At 53.2% G+C, this 19,580-nt stretch carries 21 protein-coding genes, 1 rRNA gene and 1 pseudogene; 12 read left to right on the top strand and 11 right to left on the bottom strand.

Going from position 1 to position 19,580, the window contains the following annotated elements:
• Positions 1–16: 16 nt before the first annotated feature.
• The 5 genes from HPY58_11855 to HPY58_11835 form a co-directional block, all read right to left on the bottom strand.
• Positions 17–766: a DUF4198 domain-containing protein gene (locus HPY58_11855; protein NPV30314.1), complete on the bottom strand. Its 750-nt coding sequence runs from the start codon at positions 764–766 to the stop codon at positions 17–19.
• Positions 767–930: 164 nt separating this feature from the next.
• Positions 931–1,593: a class I SAM-dependent methyltransferase gene (locus tag HPY58_11850; protein ID NPV30313.1), complete on the bottom strand. Its 663-nt coding sequence runs from the start codon at positions 1,591–1,593 to the stop codon at positions 931–933.
• A gap of 19 nt (positions 1,594–1,612) precedes the next feature.
• Positions 1,613–2,902 carry an ABC transporter substrate-binding protein gene (locus HPY58_11845; protein ID NPV30312.1) on the bottom strand — a complete coding sequence of 430 codons (1,290 nt, stop codon included), beginning with the start codon at positions 2,900–2,902 and terminating at the stop codon, positions 1,613–1,615.
• A gap of 92 nt (positions 2,903–2,994) precedes the next feature.
• Positions 2,995–4,080, bottom strand: coding sequence for an iron ABC transporter permease (locus HPY58_11840; GenBank protein ID NPV30311.1), 1,086 nt, complete (start codon positions 4,078–4,080; stop codon positions 2,995–2,997).
• A 97-nt stretch (positions 4,081–4,177) separates the two neighbouring features.
• Positions 4,178–4,963 (bottom strand): ABC transporter ATP-binding protein, encoded by a 786-nt coding sequence (locus HPY58_11835; GenBank protein NPV30310.1) that lies wholly within the window; start codon positions 4,961–4,963, stop codon positions 4,178–4,180.
• An 852-nt stretch (positions 4,964–5,815) separates the two neighbouring features.
• Between HPY58_11835 and HPY58_11830 the strand changes: the two genes are divergently transcribed.
• From HPY58_11830 to HPY58_11820, 3 genes are read left to right on the top strand one after another with little or no spacing between them, the layout of a single operon-like run.
• Positions 5,816–6,223 (top strand): PadR family transcriptional regulator, encoded by a 408-nt coding sequence (locus HPY58_11830; GenBank protein NPV30309.1) that lies wholly within the window; start codon positions 5,816–5,818, stop codon positions 6,221–6,223.
• Positions 6,224–6,268: 45 nt separating this feature from the next.
• Positions 6,269–7,198, top strand: a complete 930-nt coding sequence (locus tag HPY58_11825; GenBank protein ID NPV30308.1) for an ATP-binding cassette domain-containing protein — start codon at positions 6,269–6,271, stop codon at positions 7,196–7,198.
• A gap of 18 nt (positions 7,199–7,216) precedes the next feature.
• Positions 7,217–7,990, top strand: coding sequence for an ABC transporter permease (locus HPY58_11820; GenBank protein NPV30307.1), 774 nt, complete (start codon positions 7,217–7,219; stop codon positions 7,988–7,990).
• Positions 7,991–8,033: 43 nt separating this feature from the next.
• Here the strand turns inward: HPY58_11820 and HPY58_11815 are convergent, their stop codons facing one another.
• The 5 genes from HPY58_11815 to HPY58_11795 form a co-directional block, all read right to left on the bottom strand.
• On the bottom strand, positions 8,034–8,249 hold the full coding sequence (locus tag HPY58_11815) for a hypothetical protein (GenBank protein NPV30306.1): 216 nt from the start codon (positions 8,247–8,249) through the stop codon (positions 8,034–8,036).
• A 12-nt stretch (positions 8,250–8,261) separates the two neighbouring features.
• On the bottom strand, positions 8,262–8,417 hold the full coding sequence (locus HPY58_11810) for a hypothetical protein (protein NPV30305.1): 156 nt from the start codon (positions 8,415–8,417) through the stop codon (positions 8,262–8,264).
• Positions 8,414–10,174: an aminotransferase class V-fold PLP-dependent enzyme gene (locus tag HPY58_11805; GenBank protein NPV30304.1), complete on the bottom strand. Its 1,761-nt coding sequence runs from the start codon at positions 10,172–10,174 to the stop codon at positions 8,414–8,416. Before HPY58_11805 ends, HPY58_11810 begins: the two co-directional genes overlap by 4 nt.
• A gap of 62 nt (positions 10,175–10,236) precedes the next feature.
• Positions 10,237–10,632: a winged helix-turn-helix transcriptional regulator gene (locus HPY58_11800; GenBank protein NPV30303.1), complete on the bottom strand. Its 396-nt coding sequence runs from the start codon at positions 10,630–10,632 to the stop codon at positions 10,237–10,239.
• A 157-nt stretch (positions 10,633–10,789) separates the two neighbouring features.
• Positions 10,790–11,542, bottom strand: a complete 753-nt coding sequence (locus tag HPY58_11795) for a DUF72 domain-containing protein (GenBank protein ID NPV30302.1) — start codon at positions 11,540–11,542, stop codon at positions 10,790–10,792.
• Between the two features lie 192 nt (positions 11,543–11,734).
• Between HPY58_11795 and HPY58_11790 the strand changes: the two are divergent.
• From HPY58_11790 to HPY58_11770, 5 genes and pseudogenes are all read left to right on the top strand, one after another.
• Positions 11,735–11,983: pseudogene (locus tag HPY58_11790) on the top strand (TIGR04076 family protein).
• Positions 11,984–12,007: 24 nt separating this feature from the next.
• A complete protein-coding gene (locus tag HPY58_11785; GenBank protein NPV30301.1) occupies positions 12,008–12,490 on the top strand; it encodes an NUDIX hydrolase in 483 nt (160 codons plus the stop codon).
• Between the two features lie 31 nt (positions 12,491–12,521).
• Entirely contained in the window at positions 12,522–13,277 is a 756-nt protein-coding gene (locus HPY58_11780; protein NPV30300.1) for an SAM-dependent methyltransferase, read from the top strand.
• A complete protein-coding gene (locus HPY58_11775) occupies positions 13,250–14,368 on the top strand; it encodes a Nif3-like dinuclear metal center hexameric protein (GenBank protein NPV30299.1) in 1,119 nt (372 codons plus the stop codon). The genes HPY58_11780 and HPY58_11775 overlap by 28 nt, the downstream gene beginning before the upstream one ends.
• A gap of 106 nt (positions 14,369–14,474) precedes the next feature.
• Positions 14,475–14,882, top strand: a complete 408-nt coding sequence (locus HPY58_11770; protein NPV30298.1) for a ribonuclease HI family protein — start codon at positions 14,475–14,477, stop codon at positions 14,880–14,882.
• On the opposite strand, the gene HPY58_11765 is transcribed toward HPY58_11770, so the two are convergent.
• Positions 14,865–15,905: a bis-aminopropyl spermidine synthase family protein gene (locus tag HPY58_11765; protein ID NPV30297.1), complete on the bottom strand. Its 1,041-nt coding sequence runs from the start codon at positions 15,903–15,905 to the stop codon at positions 14,865–14,867. The two genes, HPY58_11770 and HPY58_11765, sit on opposite strands and share 18 nt — an antisense overlap.
• 80 nt (positions 15,906–15,985) lie before the next feature.
• Between HPY58_11765 and HPY58_11760 the strand changes: the two genes are divergently transcribed.
• From HPY58_11760 to HPY58_11745, 4 genes are all read left to right on the top strand, one after another.
• Positions 15,986–17,134 carry an iron-containing alcohol dehydrogenase gene (locus HPY58_11760; protein NPV30296.1) on the top strand — a complete coding sequence of 383 codons (1,149 nt, stop codon included), beginning with the start codon at positions 15,986–15,988 and terminating at the stop codon, positions 17,132–17,134.
• An 82-nt stretch (positions 17,135–17,216) separates the two neighbouring features.
• Complete coding sequence (locus tag HPY58_11755; protein NPV30295.1) at positions 17,217–18,461, top strand: tyrosine--tRNA ligase; 1,245 nt, start codon at positions 17,217–17,219, stop codon at positions 18,459–18,461.
• A gap of 73 nt (positions 18,462–18,534) precedes the next feature.
• A complete protein-coding gene (gene yunB, locus HPY58_11750; GenBank protein NPV30294.1) occupies positions 18,535–19,185 on the top strand; it encodes a sporulation protein YunB in 651 nt (216 codons plus the stop codon).
• A gap of 312 nt (positions 19,186–19,497) precedes the next feature.
• Positions 19,498–19,580 (top strand): 16S ribosomal RNA (locus HPY58_11745); the annotation flags it as partial.

The raw sequence follows: 19,580 nt of genomic DNA, 5'->3' as shown, positions 1-19,580 counted from the left end.
GGCAATACCTCCCGGTTCATCGGGTTACAATTAACGGTAAAGTGGCTGTCAAACGGCGCTGATCGTAATAACCTTCTTTACGTTCAGTATGGTCCACATGCCGGACCAAAAGCAGGTAATTCCCCGGTTGGTGTAAAGTAAAACCTGCACAACCGTCCTCCCCAGTTTCTTTTGCTAAAGGCTCACCAGCACCAAGTAAATCAGCAGATATAAGGTTAACTGTGGCTCCAGCTACAGGCTTTTCCTGGTAAAGAACCTGTAAGTTTATGACATCCCCGGCTTTCCACGTTTTCCACTGGAGCGGCACCAGTTCCAGAGCGTTCCCCACGCGTTCCACTTTGCCTTCTAAATCATGGCCCACAGGCAATATTGCCCTCGCGAACTGCGTAAAGGCAAATGACTCTGAAGGATTGTCGCAGTCCTTCTTCGGTAAAAGCAGGTGTTTGCCGTCTGCCGTGATTGTTAAAATTCCGCTTGTTTCTACAACAATCTGGTAAAAGCCCTCCTGTTCCGGGATAAACGAAATGGCATAGGCTTCCTCATCATGCTCATTAATACTTAGTTCCTTCCGATTCCCCTCGGGGTCGAAAACATAGGCAGTTAGCCTTTCTTTTTGAGGCAACCCGTCAGGCTTCATGTCATGTCCCCACTTAAAAAACACCTCTACAGGATGACCGGCGTGGTAATGCGTCCTCGCAGCATCAATCCATCCTTCGTGACCCTGTCCCACCAGATGGGTAGTATTCCGATACATTATAAAATTCATCAATATCCCCTCCTCGGTATCAAGAGAGTTTGATTATTTGCGACCGGCAATGTCTCCTTGCAACCCTGCCGGTCCGATAAATTGCCCCCTGGTCCCTCAGCCTGGTGCATTTTTATCTTTTCCCTTCTTTCCGGAGGATAGCCCTGTTCCCCGGGCACACCAGCTCATGCCGGGGAACCCTTGAACCCGCAAACGAGATAAGTCGTCCGGGTGTGCCGGGAAGTCCGCGGAAGCTCCTCTACCCGAACGTCAACGAAACCGGCCCTGGTAAAGTAAGCGGCCAGTTCCCCCGGCTCGATGTTTTTGGCCAGCGGTAGTTTTTCCCCAATTTCCACCGGATAATGTTTGCCAAGCATGTCTGGAGAGCAGTGTGAATAGTCGGCCATCACCTGCCCTCCGGGTTTCAGCACCCTGAACCACTCGTTGAGGGCTTGCTGCGGGTCAGTCAGGGTCCAGAGCAAATGCCGGGCCACGACGGCATCAAAAGTCTCCGCCGCAAAAGGTAGATTCTCTGTTTCAGCTAAAGCGAGAGAGATTGCCAATTTTTTCTGCCGGGCCTTTTCTTCGGCCCGTGCCAGCATTGCCTCGGACCAATCGACAGCTGTCACCCGGTGACCCATCTCGGCGAGGAGGCAAGCGATAAATCCCGTTCCGGTGCCGACGTCCAGTACGGAAAGGCTACCATCTCCCAAACACCCAAGGATCTTTTTCCACAGCTCTGTCTCTTCCGGAGATTTTACTCCGTGAGCATCTATCTCGTCATAAATCTCGCCGCTCTGGTTCCACCGTGCGCGTATAACCTCAAGTTCTTCCTGCTCAAATCTCATATAAAAACCCTCCTTACTCCTACTTTTTGCTGAGGGGGTAGATATACACGGCATAATCTTCATATTTCCGCCCGTGGAAGCGCTCTAGAAATTCTTTCAATACGGCACTTTCATCCACATCCTGGAACAGATCGGGATACAGCAACTTGGACAATAGGACAATGGAAAGGGTGCGCTCATTTCCGACCTCACGGGAAATTATGTAGACGTTTCCATTCTTCACGGCTTTTAATTCACTCCAGCCAGGCCGGGCCATCAGTTCTTTTTTCAACTCTTCCATGTGTTTAAGGACTCCCCGGGCGTAACCCGACCATTTAAAACCGATATGAGGATCCTTTATAATCACGTCCGGATTTTTGCGAATTACCTCTTCAGCGTCGACAGTAAAATTGCGGTGCTCCAGATAGTCGCCCTCAAAAAGTTCGGCAAAAACGTTTACCCCTCCAGCACCTTGAATTATGCCATCAGCTCTCCCCATAACCTGATAATCGCCGATAAATTCGTAGTAAACGCTCTTTCTTTCTTCAGGCTTTAATTGGCTTAACCTCTGCCTGACAAAATCAACATAGGACCGGCTCCACTTAATAAACTCTTCCGCTCTTTCCTTTCCTCCCATTATCCAGCTCAAAGTCCTCAGTTCTTCCAGATACTTCTCAGGCTTACCACCCAGGTCCAGCTGCACTACTGCTATGCCGAAGGGCTTCATCTTTTCAACTACCTCAAAGGCGTAAGCCGGGTTTGCAGAAGCAATTACGAGGTCTGGATTGAGGTTCACAATTGCTTCATAGTTCGGCTCCGGCCACCCTACTGCCGGTTTGCCCTGGTGTTCCGGGTAAAAGGGGTCGCCGGTGATCATCCCGTTGATGGCGATGATCATGTCGCCTTTTCCCAGGATTCTAAGGGCTCCGGCTGGAGCAGAAGTGGAAAAGGCAACCACTTTTTTCACGGGCAACTTTATCTTTACAATTCTACCAGCAGTATCCAGAACGAAAAGCTCCTCCGCTTCCTCCCCGATCAGCTTCTTTACCTGCTTTATGTCCTTTTCGTCGATTACTCCGTCGTTATTGGCATCCGCCAGGGAGGTCTTGGGTCTCTTCCCGGCAATGATCTCCCTCAGATATTCGATGTCATGCTCGTCAATAGTACCGTCCTCATTGGCATTCCCAAGTATTTGCAGCGTGTAGGTAGTTGCTTTGTCCCTCCCCTTAGGCGCAAACAGGTTTGACCAGTTCAAAAGGCCCACAACCAGCAAAAGAGCGATGGCCACGCCCGCCAGGGCAAGCCATTTGGTGTTGAACACTCTGCCCACTTTGGACCACCTCTCCTTTTTTCGAAGTTTCGTTGGTCATCTCCCAACAGAGGTGCTCAAAGCTATGCAATCTTCCTTTTTGTTTTTTAAACTCAGGCCTGCCAGTAATCCCTCCTCCTCTTTATGATCAGATAGAAAAACAGTGGCCCTCCCATGAACGCCGTGACAATGCCCACCGGCAGGACTATGGGGGCCATAATTGTCCGGGCAATTGTATCCGCGCTTAACAGCAACACACCCCCGAAAACCGCTGAGGCAGGGATCAAGTATTTATGGTCGCTACCGATAACCATCCGGCATATATGCGGGGCCACGAGCCCAATAAAACCTATAGCCCCGGTAAAAGAGACTACTCCGGCGCTCATCAACGAAGCGACGACCAGGATGAAGACCCGTGTTTTTTCAACGTCAACGCCCACACTTTTTGCACTTTCGTCTCCAGCATTCATCACATTGACATCCCTGGATTTCCATACCAGCAGGATAAAACCGACCGTCACAATAATGAAAGGAAGCATAAGATTTTCCCATGAAGCTCTTCCCAGAGAACCCACTGTCCAGAAATAAGCTTCTCTCACGGCATCCGACTCGCTGAAATACATCAACAGCGTTGTAAACGCTTGAAACATGTAGGTAGTGGCGATACCTGCCAGAACAATCGTCTCTGGTGTTGCACGCCTGTAGCGCGTTAAAGCGAGGATAATGAAGGTGGGAATCAGCGAAAAAACGAAGGCATTGCCGATAATTAGATACTTGCCGCCGACCAATCCTGCCCCTAAAAGAATCCCTACTGCTGCGCCAAAGGTTGCTCCGGCAGAAATACCAACCGTCCAGGGACAGGCAAGGGGGTTTTTTAAAATTCCCTGCAGGGCAGCACCTGCCGTGGCAAACCCGGCCCCCGCGATTATTCCCAGCAGAATCCTGGGCAGCCGAAGCTCCCAGATGACGATCTCATGGGTTGCCTGAAGAGTTTGAAAAAGCCCGCGCCAAATTGTTACATAAACTTCCCATATGGGGATGTCGTAAGAGCCCAGAATGGCAGATATGCCCGAGACAAGAAGGAGTAAAATGAGCGAACATACAATGAAAAAGATTTTCCGACCGACATATTTTCTGTAATCATCCTTAATTTTTCTTTGGGCTTGGTTTAGCGCCGAGGCTGCCATCAAGTTGCTCATTTCCATGCCGCTTCTTTTCCACCTCCGGAGAAAATGAAATGAGTATCTGTCTTTTTACCGGAGCCGACCACCCTTATTAGCTACTAAGTTTTTGTTACTACCCTCTTTCATCGCGAATCGGTGCAAGAGGAATGATCCAGGGCACGTCAAATTCTTCCACAACAATAACCTCGACACCGTAGACGAATTTGATGTTTTCCCGGGTTAGGACTGACCGGGGTTCACCTGCCGCGAAAATTCCACCTTCTTTCATCAGGATCACTTTGTCTGAATACCTAGCCGCCAAATTGAGGTCATGGAGCGAAATTATTGCAGTTATACCTCTTTCTTTCACCGCGCTTTTAATGATCTCCATTACCTCCAACTGGTGCTTAATGTCGAGATTCGAAGTCGGTTCATCAAGCAAAAGCACTTCTGGCTCCTGCGCCAGGGCTTTGGCAAAAAAAACGTTTTGCTGCTGGCCGCCGCTAAGCTCGTTTATGTCCCGCATGGCAAGGTCCTCTATCTTCAGCAATTGGAGCACTTCCAGCACTTTTTCTATATCTCGCTCACTAGTTTTCCAGCCGGCGTGAGGATGCCGTCCCATTAGGACCACTTCGAAAACTGTCACAGGAAAGGCCAGTAAAGCCCTCTGGGGAATGTACCCCATTTTTCTGGCGACTTCCAGCCTTTTCATCTCCTTAAGATTTAATCCATCCAGCAGAATGGTTCCTTTTTGCGGAAACAAGATTCTGTCTATGCACTTCAACAGCGTGGACTTGCCTGCTCCATTTGGCCCTACTATGCAAAGCACTTCTCCTTCGGAAACACTCAAGCAAACACCCTGTATCACAGGGTCGCATGCATAGCTGAACTCAACATCTTTCACTTCCAGTTTAGCCAATCCGTTATTACATCTTGCCACTACTTCCCTCTCCCCCCTGCATGAACGGGAACACCGCATTGAAATGCCACAACTAATATCTGCCGGCAAGCCCCCAGCCTTGCCAGTTTTCCAGCCCGAAAGGAGCGCCACTCTGAGAGCCTCAGCAACAAAGGGATACCCCTGGGAGGAAGCGTCTCTGCCGGATAAAAACATAAAACCACGCAAGCACATCGCGCTTCTCCTTCTGGAGGCGCCTAGACCTGCGTGGTCCAATTTCCTGAAATTGGGTAAAACCTTACTAGCCTGCCTTTTTGGCCAACCCGCTTTTATTTACATCCCCAGGCAGCTTTGCTTCCGTAGCAAAGCTTTCTTCTTCCAAAGGAGCAATATTCGACGCTAATTTCAATTCCTTCTGGTTTAAATTCCTAATGAGAAAAAAATTTCATGACCTGTGTCCTTTATACCTCATTTTCTCCTCTACCAGGCAGATAAGCTTCGCACAACCTTTGATGAGGTGAACAACCAAATAAAAGCCACGAAGGATCTGCCCTGTTTCGGCAAGGCAACAGACCTTCGTGGCCTGATCTTAAACTTCCTAGAACTCCGAGCGACTTCATGCCGTTACTCTAGAGCACTAATTCGATACAGGATAAAAAATTCCTGCTTCCTGTTACCATCTGGAAGCAGAGGACCGCCCTCGCCTGCCCATAGTCTCTCGCACGCCGGGCCCGGGAAAGAACATCTACTGAGGCTTTAATCGCCTTGGTGGGGATGCGGCTTTATAATCAAAAAACTTACCAGACTATTGACAAAATGTAATATAATGATAATATGTCAGTAGTGATAAGTCTACCATAGGAGGGACATGCAATGTGCGGAATTGCTGGAGATGGCTGCAACTGTTCGGACCAGCACCTGAAACGCGGGAGCCTGACAATCCCGTCGCTCCTGCTGCTTTTGAAGAAAAAACCGTCGCATGGGTATGAACTTGCGGAGAGGTTGAGCACCTTATCGTTTCTGGAAGGAGTGCCGGATCCTGGCGTGATTTACCGCCACCTGCGGCATTTAGAGGAGAATGGGATGGTGGAGTCGCGCCTGGAGCCGGGAAGTGGGGGGCCGGCGCGCAAGATTTACTCGCTGACTCCGGAGGGAGACAGTTATCTCCGGACATGGGCCTTGACGATTCAACAGAAAAAGAAATCTTTAGAGGGTTTTCTCCTTGAATTTAATCGGTGCCTTGCACAAGAGGCGGAAAAGGAAAATTTGAGCAGCGAGTAAGCAGCGCAAAGTTTCGCGCTGTTAAGCCAGGGGAGTTGAAAGTAAGTGAACTTCGAAGCAATCCAGGCAAGGAACCTGTTTAAAAAATATGGAAATGTTCAGGCCGTTGCCGGGGTTACTTTCTCGGTAGCGGCCGGAGAAGTATTCGGTTTTTTGGGTCCAAACGGAGCCGGAAAAACTACCACCCAGCGAATCCTGACGGGGATCGTTGAGCCGGATCAGGGAGAAGTTTTAATCATGGGCTATCACTTGAAAAAGCAGCCGTATCATGCAAAGCGGATGATGGGTGTGGTGCCGGAACTGGCCAATGTCTATGTTGATTTATCCGCCTGGGACAATCTTTTGTTTATCGGAGAACTTTATGGAGTCCCTAAAAAGATGCGTGCGAAGCGGGCAGATGAACTTCTCGAGATCTTCGGATTAAAGGAAAAGCGGCACTTTAAAGCCAGGGGCTTTTCCAAGGGGATGAAGCAGCGGCTGCTGCTTGGCATGGCGCTGATGAGCGATCCGGAAGTTCTTATTTTAGATGAACCTACCTCAGGGCTTGATGTTCAAAGCACCCACCTGATCAGGGATCTGATTAAGAAATTTAATGAGAGGGGAAAAACCGTTTTCCTGACCACCCACAACATCGAGGAAGCCGGCCAACTCTGCGACCGGGTTGCCATCATTAATCAGGGAAAACTGGTGGCTGTGGACCGGCCGGAAAAACTGAAATGTATGCTGCAGCGCCTTCAGTCGGTTGTGGTGGCTTTTCATCCACAGGTGGTTGAATCACAACTCCTCGCCGCTCTTAAGGGTGTAAATCAGGTGAAGAAGTCGGGTGACAGGTTTATCCTCTACACCGATCACCCGGGGGATGTTGTATTGGCGGTTGCCGAACTGGCCAGGCGGGAAAACTTAAAGATCCTTTCCCTGCACACCCAGGGACCAACCCTGGAAGATGTTTTTCTACACCTGACGGATCAGCAATAAAGAGAGGAAGGAGCGAAAGTGTCTGCTGAAAAATCCTCTGGCAAGTTAACCCTCATTGAACACTGGATGCTTTCCCTTGCGATTGCTAAAAAAAATGCGAAGATCTATTATCTCAAGCCGCCGGTGTTGATCTTCGGCCTTCTTTTCCCGGTTTTTATGTTTCTCGCCTTTGCGGTGGGCCGCAACCTGCCTGCCGCCAGCATGGTTCCCGGGCTGATTGGGATGACGGTTTTGTTTGCGGCCTCTTCGGTGGGACCGCTGATTGCCCCCTGGGAAAGGCAGGCTAAAACTTACGAGCGCCTGCTGACCACCCCTGTCTCCCTGTGGCACATTGTCCTGGGTGATGTCTGGGCCGGCTTTCTCTACGGCCTGGTTATTTCCCTGGTTCCCCTGGCGCTGGGAGTTCTTGTTTTTGGAGCGCTGCTTTTTGAACCGGCTGTTTTTCTTGTTACTTTGTTTCTGGCGGTTTACTGTTTTGCCTCGCTTGGTGCCTTGCTCGCAGCCCTTCCGACGGACATGCCGTCGAACGTGATGATGCTGGCTACACTGGTCCGGTTTCCGCTGCTCTTTGTGAGTGGGGTCTTTGTTCCTCTCGAGCAAATGCCGGCCTGGGGCCGCTCCATTGCCCTTTTTTCGCCTCTTACATATACCATGGATTTAATCCGCCTTGCGTTCGGGGAGCAGCCCCAGATTGGACCGCAGTTTGACATGACGGCTCTTGTCGCCTTTACGGCATTATTTCTGGGAAGCGCCTATCTTCTTCAAAAGAAAGGTCTTTCCAGAGTGTTCTAGCTTCAGAGCAATCCGGTTCCAGGCCAGGCTGGAAAACACCCGTTTACACCGGACCCTGCATTTTCTTGCTCTCCAGGTCCTGTTTTTTAAGCAGGAAATGCTGGTAAGGAGTGAGGGGAACACCGTCTTCGTAAAGAATTTCTGTAAAGTATGGGCATTCACCGCTTGCCGCGAGGTCCTGCCTGGAGAACTTCTTTTTAAACCAGAAGCACTCACTGTTCAGGGTCGAGAAAAGGCCGCACTTTAGACACCTCGACATTTTATCCCTCCTTTACTTTTTTCCGTCTAAACAACTGATCTCTTTTTTAATCTTGGGCCAGAGCGTGAACTGGAGAAAATTCCACGCCTCTTCTGCATCGTGCTCCATCAGGATCCCCTGCAGCCTGAGGATTTCCTGGGGTTCCAGGACGATGAAAACCTTTTTCATCTGAGCAGCTCCTCCCCGGCAGGCAAGAGGCCCTCCAGGTATTCGGCCAGGAGTTTCTCAATTGCCTGCTTTTGCTGCGCGTAAGCCGGCTCTTTCAAGAACGGGCACTGCTCTGCTTCGTAGCGCCCCTGGATGACCCCAGTTGCGAAGGCGAGGCAGGTTAGCTCCCCGCACTCCCTGCAGTTGGTGCGGGGGAGGTGTTTGTAGAGCATGAAGGGGCTCAGTTGGGTTTGAGGTTCTGTAGTGGGAGTAATTCTATCTCTGGCTGCGGCTACTCTGTTCAGCATTTTGACCACATTCTCCAGGATCTCGTTTGCCTTAGCGATGTTTTCGGTCTTGCCCAGGATAATCTGTCGGGGCTGGAGAACCACAGGCCGGCCTTCGTAAGAGAAGGTAAACGACTTTCCTGCTTCGTGATAGCTCCCTCTGAGCACGGCGTTTAAATAGGGGAAAAGCGTTTCAACATCATCTGTCAGGGAGGCGATCACCCTGATCTTCCTGGCATCGGCGTAGCAGGGGGCGGCCTGGATAATCTGGTAGCCTTTTACGAATTCTCCAACTGCTGCGGCGCCCTCTTTTCCTGGACGAACGGGGTGGGAGGGGCCGGGGGCTGCTTTCCGGGCGATTTCCCGGATTGCCTCCAGGAAGTACTCGATATCTGCGACTGTATTAAAGTAGCCGGGGCTGACGCGCACCGTTCCCGTCTCCAGGGTGCCGATGGTCCTGTGGGCGCGGGGCGCGCAGTGCAGCCCCGTCCGGACCATGATATTGTAAATCTCATCCAGTACCGCACCCACCTCTTCAGGGTTGACATCTTGAATGTTGAAGGAAACTACCGCCACCTGGCGGTCGGGATCCCGGGGCCCATAGAGGACGACCCCGGGAATTTGCCCCAGCTTTTCCAGTAAAAGGGCCGTCAATTGATGTTCCTTTTCTCGGATTGCCGCAACCCCTGTCTTTAAAAGAAATTCCACCGCCGCCCCGAGGCCTGCCAGGCCGGGGCCGTTGGGGATGCCGGTTTCAAAGCGGTCGGGAAGTGTTTCAGGTTGGAAGGGGAAGAGGGAGTTGCTCCCGGTTCCCCCCTCCAGCAGGGGTTCCAGCTCCAGGCCAGGGGCAATATAGAGGGCGCCGGTTCCCTGGGGCCCCAGCAGTCCCTTGTGGCCGCTGCACGCCAGAAGGTCGATGCCAAGTTCGGCCACATCGATGGGAAAAACTCCGGCAGTTTGGGCGGCATCTACGAGCAGCCTGGAGCTGTGGGCATGGGCGAGTTCCGCCAGCTCGGCCAGGGGGAAAAGGGTTCCCGTTACGTTGGAGGCGTGCGTAAAAACCAGCAGCCTTGTTTCGGGCCGGAAGGCCCGCTTTACATCAGAGAGATCGATCTCTCCATGTGGGTTGCACATGACCTCTGAAAGAGAAATGGTTCCTTTCTTTTCAAGGGTTTTCAGGGGGCGCCAGACCGAGTTGTGCTCCATGCTGCTGGTGATCACGTGGTCGCCGGGGCGCAGAAAACCTTTGATTGCCAGGTTCAGGGCCTCGGAGCAGTTTTTTGTAAAAACAAGCCGTGAAGGATCTTTAACGTTGAACAGGCGGGCCAGGGCGTCACGGCAGTCCTCGATGATCCTGGTGGCCTCCTGGCTGCGCCGGAAAACCCCGCGCCCCTGGCTTGCCCCGAAGCGGCGCAGGAAATTATTCACTGCTTCGTAAACGCACTCGGGCTTGGGCCAGGATGTTGCCGCGTTGTTCAGGTAAACCTCCATTTAAAAACCTCCTCTCCTGAAGTACAAATCCCAAAAAGCAAAATCCTAAGAGAAAATTGAGCTTAATAAAGGCGAATCTCGGCCTTGGACCACGCGTGGCGGAGTTTGGCCAGGTGCTCTTTTCCCTCCCGTCGGTGCTGGAGGCAGTGCTTAAGGCGTACAATGTCCTCGGGCGCAACGAACTCATCCAGAAGTTGCTTAATTCCGGCTCCTGCATGTGCCCAGAGGGGGTGGGAAGGAACGAGGTGGTAAAAGACCATCTGGCCGTTCCGGCGGTCGGCAATCAGTCCGGCGTCTTTTAAAATGCCCAGGTGGTGGGAAACCCGGGGCTGGGGAAGATTGAGGATCAGTTCGATTTCGCATACACATAGCTCTGCATGGATGAGGAGCGCCAGGATTCGCAGCCTGGTTTCGTCTCCTAAGGCGCGGAATGCTTCTGCGATTTTCCGCATGATCATCCCCTTTTCTGGATAAGCTGGATTGAGAAAAGAAAGTTTCGATAAGATTTGATAAAGGTTGAAATTAATAAAAGTATCTAAATATCTAGATAAATAAATTATAAAACATAAAAAAGGAAAAAGCAATCGAAATTTGAGCTGAGGATCGGCCGGGGGATTATGCTTCCTGCCGGGCCCGGGTCAGGGAGATCAGGTCCCGGGCGTTGGCCACCGCCCAGCCTCCGGCATCGTTGTTGAAGTAGGCGTAAACATCCCTGCCGCTCTCCAGCCACTCCCGGATTCTTTTGGCCCAGCGTTCCAGTTCTTCCTTTGTGTAGCACGAAGTATAAACCTTCTCGCTTCCGTGAAACCGCAGGTAGACGAAGTCTGCAGTCACCTCAAGGGTCTGCGGCCACCTGGGGGAGTCCGCAATGCAGAGGCCGAAGTTGTTTTGGTGCAGGATTTCGTAAACCTCAGGGGAGAACCAGGAATTGTGGCGGAATTCAAAGGCGTGCCGTGCGGCGCGCGCGGTATCGTTGCCCTGTACCAACCTGCAGAATTCGGCGAGGAGCCCGGGGTCCCCCCGAAGGCCCGGGGGCAGCTGCCAGAGGACCACCGCGAGTTTTTCCTGGAGTTTTTCTGCCCGGCCGAAGAAGGCGGCAAGGGGTTCTGCGACATCCCTCAGGCGTTTTATGTGGGTGATCATCCTGCTTCCTTTGACGGCAAACCGGAAATCTGGAGGGGTGCTGTCATACCAGCTGGCGAAGGTCTTGGCCAGGGGGAGGCGGTAAAAGGTAACGTTCAGCTCTACCGTGTTGAAATGGGCGGCGTAGAAGTTCAACCACCGGCGGCCGGGAATTTCCTTTGGGTAGAAGGCCCCCCTCCAGTGCGGGTAGTTGTAGCCGCTGGTACCAACGCGCAAATCGGCCACGTGCCCACCCTCCTTTCGGCTTTTTCTTGACCTGGTTTCATTATACCTCTAAAATTGGAAGCAGAACAGCAAGGACTGTTTTTCCGAAGGGTGCCGGGTTGCAAAAAAGGCCGGAGCCGGGGGCGCGGGGAGCGGAGCGGCTTGGAGGAATTCAAGGTGGCGCAAACCTTAAAGATCGAAGTGGTAAAGGTAATGGGGAGCTGCCCTGTTTACCGGGAAGGGGATTGCTTCTATATTGAGGACGGCTACCGGTTGCGGCCGGGGCCAGGGCAGGCTCTCTGCATGCACGGGCTGTCCTCCCTGATGCCTTACTATGCTGCCCTTTCCCGGGGAATCAGGCCGGAAGAGCTGGGTCTTGCCTCTGCTGCGGGGCCCGGGGCCTACCTCCAGTGCCCTGATCCCTGTGCTTACACAGGAGGGGGGACCGTAATTTTTCGCGTTCTTCCTGGAGCTGCCTCTCACGTTTTGGAAGGCGTCCGGTCCAGTTCCCGGGCCTACCCGGCGCGCCCCCTGGTAGGAGTGGGGGGCGTAGTCTTGAAGGGAGAGGAGTTGTTGCTTGTCCGGAGGAGCGCGCCACCCAGCCAGGGGCTGTGGAGTTTTCCTGGAGGAGGCGTGGAAATCGGGGAGGAACTGGCCGAGGCCCTGAAAAGAGAGGTTCGCGAGGAATGCGGCATTTCCATTGAAGTTGGGCGCATCGTGGGTGTTTTCGATTTAATCTACCGGGATCCGGGGGGAGGGGTTGCATACCACTACCTCCTGGTTGATTTTCTGGCCAGCTACCTGGAAGGCGACCTCAGGGCCGGCTCGGATGTTGCGGATGCCGTTTGGGTGCCTTGCAGGGAAGCCCTGAAATTTGATCTGGCCGAGGGGGCCAGGCAACTCCTGATGTTTTTGCAGGGCAGCGGCCTTAAAAATTCGGATCTTTTTTACGGACGCATCGGAACCTGATAAGTCTTTTAAAAAACCGGGAGGGAGGCGCTTGAAATTACCGGAGAGGCTTGCCCGGATCGCGGCCTATGTCAAACCGGGCGCCATCGTAGCCGATATCGGAACAGATCACGCTTTGTTGCCTGTGTACCTGATAAAACAGGGCATTTCCCCCAGGGTGATCGCCGGCGAACTCCACCCCGGCCCCTTGGAGGCAGCCCGCTCGACGGTTGCCTTTTACGGTTTGGAAAAGCAAATTCAAGTCAGGGAAGGGGACGGACTTCAGGTCCTGCAGCCTGCCGAAGCAGAGACTGTGGTGATTGCCGGGATGGGAGGCGCAAAAATCAAGGACATCCTGGAGGCTTCTCCGGCCGTGCTCGAAAGGGTGAAGCGTCTTATCCTGCAGCCCCTGGGGGGCTCGGGAATTTTGCGCAACTGGCTGTTGAGCAACGGCTGGCTGCTTGTGGACGAAGATCTGGTTTTCGAAGGGGGACATTTTTACGAGATCATCGTCGCCGAACCAGGCTCCCCGGGAGGTGGAGAAAGAAAGGAGGGGGGAAGCCTCGGGAATCCTGACTCTGATTTGGAATCAAGGCTGCATCTCGAATTTGGGCCCAGGCTTTTGGAAAAAAGGCATCCCCTCCTTGTTCCTTTTCTGGAAAAGCAGGTTCGAGAGATGGAAAATGTGGTTAGAGCCCTGGAGCGTGCCAGGACCCCCGCGGCCCGGCAGATGCAACGCGAGTGGATTCGCAAGATTGAATTCTTTAAGAAGGTGATCGCATGCCAGTTAGATGCGAAAAGCTCATAACCTGGCTTGAGGAGTGGGCGCCGAAATTCCTGGCGCAGGAAGGGGACCGCACCGGCCTCCTTATCGGCTCGCGTTCCGGTGTGATTGAAAAGGTTCTGGTGGCTCTCGAAGTTACGGAAGAAGTGGTAAACGAGGCGGTGGATGTGGGGGTGCAGCTCATTGTCTCGCACCACCCCCTTTTCCGCGATCCCCTCTCCTCTTTGCCCTTTGACACCTTCCCCACTTCTTTAATTGCCCGGCTGGTGCAGGCTGGCATCCATCTCTACGTGGCCCATACCAATCTGGATGCAGCCCCTGGTGGGGTCAGCGACGTGCTGGCCCGCCGCCTGGGCCTGGCGGAGCTCGAACTCTTGCTGCCGACGCGTATCGAGAAGTTATATAAGGTTGTTGTCTTCGTTCCTCAGGGGTACGAAGATGCCGTGCGTGAGGCAATGTGCAGCCGGGGAGCGGGATGGATCGGGAATTATTCGGAATGCACTTTCCAGACCGAAGGCACCGGAACCTTTCGCCCGCTTCCCGGGTCCGATCCCTTCCTGGGTCGGGTGGGGGAACTGGAGAAGGCCCGGGAGTTCAGGCTGGAAACCATTGTCCCCGAGGAGAAGCTTTCCCGGGTTTTAGAGGCAATGCTGCAGGCCCATCCCTATGAAGAGGTGGCCTACGATGTTTATCCTCTCTGGAACCAGGGACGCTGCTACGGCTTCGGGCGGGTGGGGAAGCTGCCGGAGCCCGTTTCGCTTGACCGCTTTGCCGGAGAAGTTAAAAGGTTGCTGGAGTTGAAAATGGTGCGGGTGATCGGAGATCCCGGCAGGATCGTCAAGAAAGTGGCGCTTTGCGGGGGGAGCGGGATGTCCCTTCTCGCCCGGGCGCTGAAAGCCGGCGCCGATGTCTACCTTACGGGAGATGTCAGGCACCACGAGGCCCTTGAGGCAAAGGCGCACGGGATTGCTGTTGTTGATGCCGGGCATCACGGAACGGAGTGGGTGGTTGTCCCCGTCCTGGCCGGTTACTTGCGAGAAAGGGCAGAGAAAGAAAAAGTGGAGCTGGAGGTTCTGGTTTCCCGGGTCAACACAGATCCATTTCTATATTTTTAAAAATTTTAAAAGTGGAACGTCCTCTGGAAGGTCGCTTGCGGTGAGTTGACCGGAGAGCAGGGCTGCGGAAAGATAGGGAGGAACATCGATGCCGCACCAGAAAAAATTGGTTTTTTATATAGACGGCGCCTCCCGGGGGAATCCCGGGAGGGCCGGGGCGGGAGTTGTTGTCTGCAACGAGGCCGGGCAAATAATAAAAGAGAGAAAGGAGTACCTGGGAAAGGCAACCAACAACGTTGCGGAATACCGCGCCCTGCTGCTTGCGTTGCAGGAAGCCCTGGCGCAGGGCGCCACTCAAGTCGAAGTCTATACGGACAGCGAGCTTCTGGCGCGCCAGTGGAACGGGGAGTACCGCGTCCGGAGCCCGCACCTTGCTCCCCTCGTCCAGCAGGCGCGGTCCCTTTCCCGGGCGTTCTCGAGCTGCAAACTCAGTCACATCCCCAGAACGCAAAACAGGCGCGCCGATCTCCTGGCGAACCGGGCCATCGATGAGTCTTCAACTCCGGAGGGGTAAGGTGGCATGAGCCTCCTCGTCGAAGTAGAGTTCCCGGCCCAGCTGTACAGCCCCCCGGGTTAGAGGCCGCGGGTCCTGAACTGCTTCCAGCCGGATTAAGTTTGAGGTGTACCAGTTGACATCAGGAACGCTGAGGTTGAACGGGGAGGCCTCAATCACCGGGTAGTTTCGTTTAATAAAAGTGGAGCGCTCCAGGTCGTAGCAGTGAAAATTATAGATCAGGTCGGTGATTACGAAACCCATTTCCAGAAACATTTTCTGGATCGAGTACCATTTCTGGCGTGAAGCCTCCAGGTGGGTTAAGCCCAGATAGCCCGCGCTCTCCCTGCCTTTCAGGGCTTCGGTGCAGCGGGAGAGAAACAGTTTTAAACCGGGGAGTGTTTCCACAGGGTCGGTAAAAAAGGTGTCGTACTTGCCCGCGAGGCCGGCAGGGAGGGGCTCCCTGACGTCATATTTATACGTTTTGAGGTGGCCCCATTTCCGTTCTGCGGCTACCCGGTTGATAAAATCCAGGATGCGTTCGTCAATCTCCAGGACGGTGATCTCTTTGGGCAAACCGGTGAGCGCCACCGCAAGGCTCGTCAGATCATCATCCCCCAAAATGATGATTTTCTGGCCTTCCAGGTCGCCCCGGGCGTACATGAATGCCGCCCGGGCAACGGTAATTTCAGGTTCAATGTAGCCCTGATCGAACTCCGGGATGGCCTGGGGGCGGAAAGCCGCGATGCGGCAAAATTCCTGGGTTAGATTTTTAAAAAAGGACTCGAGAGAAATGCCGCGCCCGGCGCAGTGGGTGCATGTCACATTCTGATATGGGATTAAACCTTCTCTGCGCGCCGCTTCATTCCCCTTTTCGGTTAATTCCAGGAGATGATTTTTTTCCTTGACTAAATCCTGTTCAGCCAGGGAAGCAAGGGCCTGGGTATACCCTGCAAGGTGGGTGTTCTGGTCTCGAATCAACTGCCAAAAGCTTTTAGGTGAGTGTAGCAGGCTCCGCAGAATTTGTTTATGTACCCGGTTCATTTAGGATCCCTCCGCAAACATTTTAAGACCTGATCCGTTTTTTGGGCAAGTCCCTCTTGTTCTGGATTGGAGGCAGAAGAGTGCTTTTTGATTTGTTAGTTCCCCCGCGCATTATTTTTGGACCCGGAACTGCGGGGCGTTTAGGTGAGGAGGCGGCTCGTTTCGGACGGAGGCTCCTTCTGGTTACCGGGCGCCGCGCCCTTCAAGCAAGCGGGATGATTGACCGGATTCTCGCCCCTCTTTCTTCAGCAGAACTCGATGTCATTATTTTTAACGAGGTTCCTGCCGAGCCAACCCTTGAAGTGGTAGAGGCCGGTCTCGAAAAAGCCCGCCGCGCAAAGGTTGATTTCGTCGTCGGGGCCGGGGGAGGAAGCGTCCTTGATATTGCAAAGGCGGTGGCCGGTCTTTACCATGCGCAGGGGTCGGTGAAAGAATATTTCGAAGGACGGCCCGTTGAACAGGAGGGTATTTCCTGGCTTGCGGTTCCCACGACAGCAGGGAGCGGGGCCGAGGCTACCAGAAATGCCGTTTTGATTGATCCCGAAACCTGCCGGAAGCAAAGCATTCGTTGCGACATGTGGATGGCGGCAGTTGCCCTTGTGGATCCCGTTTTAACCATGACCATGCCGCCGGAGCTCACCGCGGTTACGGGAATGGATGCCTTAACCCACGCCTTCGAAGCCTATACCTCCCGCTGGTCGCATCCTCTTACGGAGGCGCTTGCCTTTGAGGCTGCAGTTCTTATCTGCCGGAACCTGTACACAGCTTACACGCGCGGGAATGACCGGGAAGCACGTGAAAAAATGGCATTGGGAAGTTTAATGGCCGGGATCGCGCTCAACAATGCCCGCCCGGGTGCGGCGCACGCCCTTGCCCACCCGGTGGGGGTCCGGTACTCCATCCCGCATGGTCTTGCCTGCGCCATTTTGCTTCCGTATGTCATGGAGTACAACCTGATTTTCGTTGAGGAAAAATTCGCCCGGATTGCGCAGGCCCTCGGGCTTGTTCCACCCGAAACTCCTTCGATTGAAGCAGCCCGCCGCCTTGTTTCATTTGTCGTTGCGCTGCGGGCCCGGCTCAAGATCCCCGCAAAGTTGAAAGATGTTGGTTTGCAGCAGGAGGATCTCTCTTCTCTGGCCGAAGCCGCGCTTGCGTCATCCTCTTTGGCTGCAAACCCCCGGGCCGCAGGATATTCCGACCTGGCGAAGATCCTCGAGGCCAATCTTTAAAGATTCCTTGTGTTAGTGATGAAAAAATGGTATTTTTATGCCCGGTGGATTAGTTTAACGTTAAAATTGGGAGGACTGGCTCGTGTCAAAACTGGTTCTGGATTTTGAAAAACAGTGGAAAACCATCAGCCGCGGTGCGGTTGAGATCATTCCCCAGGAGGAGCTTGTTCAAAAACTGCGGCGCTCTCTTGCGCAAAACAGGCCCCTCAAGATCAAATTAGGGCTTGATCCCACCGCTCCTGATATTCACCTGGGACATACGGTTGTTTTGCACAAGCTCCGCCAGTTTCAGGAGCTGGGCCACGAGGTCGTTCTGATTCTCGGCGATTTTACGGCCCGGATTGGCGATCCCTCCGGACGCACGGAAACACGGAAGCAGCTGACCGAGGCTGAGGTGATGGCCAATATGGCAACGTACAAGGCACAGATCGGGAAGATCATCGATCTCGACCGGGCGGAGGTTGTTTTCAACAGCACGTGGCTGGCACCCCTCTCTTTTGCCGAGGTGATTGAACTGGCGGCAAAGTATACCGTTGCCAGGATGCTGGAGCGGGACGATTTCGCGCGCCGTTACCGGGAAGGCCTTCCCATCGGAGTCCATGAATTTCTCTACCCTTTGATGCAGGCCTATGATTCTGTTGTGTTACGCGCGGATGTGGAAATCGGGGGAACCGATCAAAAGTTCAACCTGATGGTAGGACGGGATCTCCAGCGGGAATACGGGCAGGAGCCCCAGGTAGCCGTTTTAATGCCTATTTTAGAAGGGCTAGATGGTGTTCAGAAGATGAGCAAGAGCCTGGGCAATTATATTGGAATTACCGAACCCCCGGAAGAAATTTACGGGAAAACAATGTCTATCCCGGACGAACTGATCCTCCGTTATTTTGAACTTGTCACCCCGGTGGATCTGAACGAGATCCAGGAGATAAAAAACGGTTTGGCCGAAGGGTCTCTTCACCCCAGGGACGCCAAAATGAGACTGGCGCGCGAACTTGTTTCCTTATATTACGACGCTCAGGCCGCGCGGCATGCGGAGGAAGAGTTTATTGCCGTCTTTCAAAGAGGAGAGATGCCGGAAGAAATCCCGGAAGTGTTTTTGGACCCGGGAGAATTGGAGGAGGGTGAGAGGATCTGGCTCCCCAAGCTCCTGGTAAAGGCCCGCCTGGCAAACAGCACTTCGGCAGGGAAGCGGCTGATCGCCCAGGGTGCGGTAAAAATCGAAGGGGAAAAGATCCTGGATGCCGATGCGGTTGTCCCTGTAAATGACGGGATGGTGGTCCGCGTCGGGAAGCGAAAGTTTGTCCGCATCTTTCGAACCTCCGGATAAACTTTTAAAATGCTGGCACCTTCCTTTTCCCTGCTTCATATAATGGAGGTATGCCGGGGAGGGGGTGGCAGCATTGCGGCGCCGTACCTCAGGCCTCAAAATAGGTTTGCTCGTCTTTTTTGCAGCGCTCAGTTTGTTTTCTCTCACTTTTTTTATCTTCGAAAACAATCTCAAGCCCACAATTCGGGAGATTGCGGAGGCCAAGGCTCGCTGGGTGGCAACGGAAGCGGTGAACAACGCCATCAAACAAAAAATTGCGGAGTCGGTTGACTACCACGAATTAATTTTTGTTCATAAAGATAGCCAGGGACGGATCGTCCTGATGCAGCCTAACATCGTCCGGATTAACCGCCTGGCTTCCGACACAACACTGGCAATCCAAACCACTTTAAAAGAACTGGCTGATGACCAATTTTTCATTCCTGTAGGGCAGGTTCTGGGGAGCCAGTTACTGGCCAACTACGGCCCTCGCATCAGGGTTTCCATTTGTCCGGTCGGTACCGTACGGACCAATGTTTTTGATCGTTTCGAGGAGGCGGGAATCAACCAGACGCGCCACCGGCTCTACCTGGATATTCAGAGCCAGGTCAAGGTGGTGATTCCCCTGATTACCTCGAATGTAAAGGTCGCAACCCAGGTGCCGGTTACCGATACGATTATCGTCGGGCAGGTCCCGGAAACGTATGTCAAGTTTTATGCAGGGGCACCGGGTAAGCAGTTTTAAAATTTTTTATATAAATTTTTATAAAAAAGATTTGCTCCAGAAAGCGGATCATAATTCCAGGAAAAACAAGGATTCGCCTTTTTTGTCGGGTGATTCGAGGATTTTCTCAAACTTGCATGAAAAAAGGGGGGCGTGGTATATTAAAATTGCATCAAGAAAAGTTCCCGACAGAAAACTTCAAAAAATTAAAAAGTGCTCTTGACAGGGGAAATCAGCCGTGCTAAGATAGGCAACGGTGCTGCCTCTCAAGGAAGGAGAGAGGCGGCAAAGGTCCTTGAAAACTGAACAGCCGTATAGGGCACCTCGAAAAGATTCCACGGAGAGTTTGATCCTGGCTCAGGACGAACGCTGGCGGCGTGCCTAACACATGCAAGTCGAACGGTCCCGCACTCAAC

The organism is Bacillota bacterium, from assembly GCA_013177945.1.
In the GTDB taxonomy this organism is placed as follows: domain Bacteria; phylum Bacillota; class DSM-12270; order Thermacetogeniales; family Thermacetogeniaceae; genus Ch130.
This window is presented reverse-complemented; position numbering and strand designations above follow the sequence as displayed.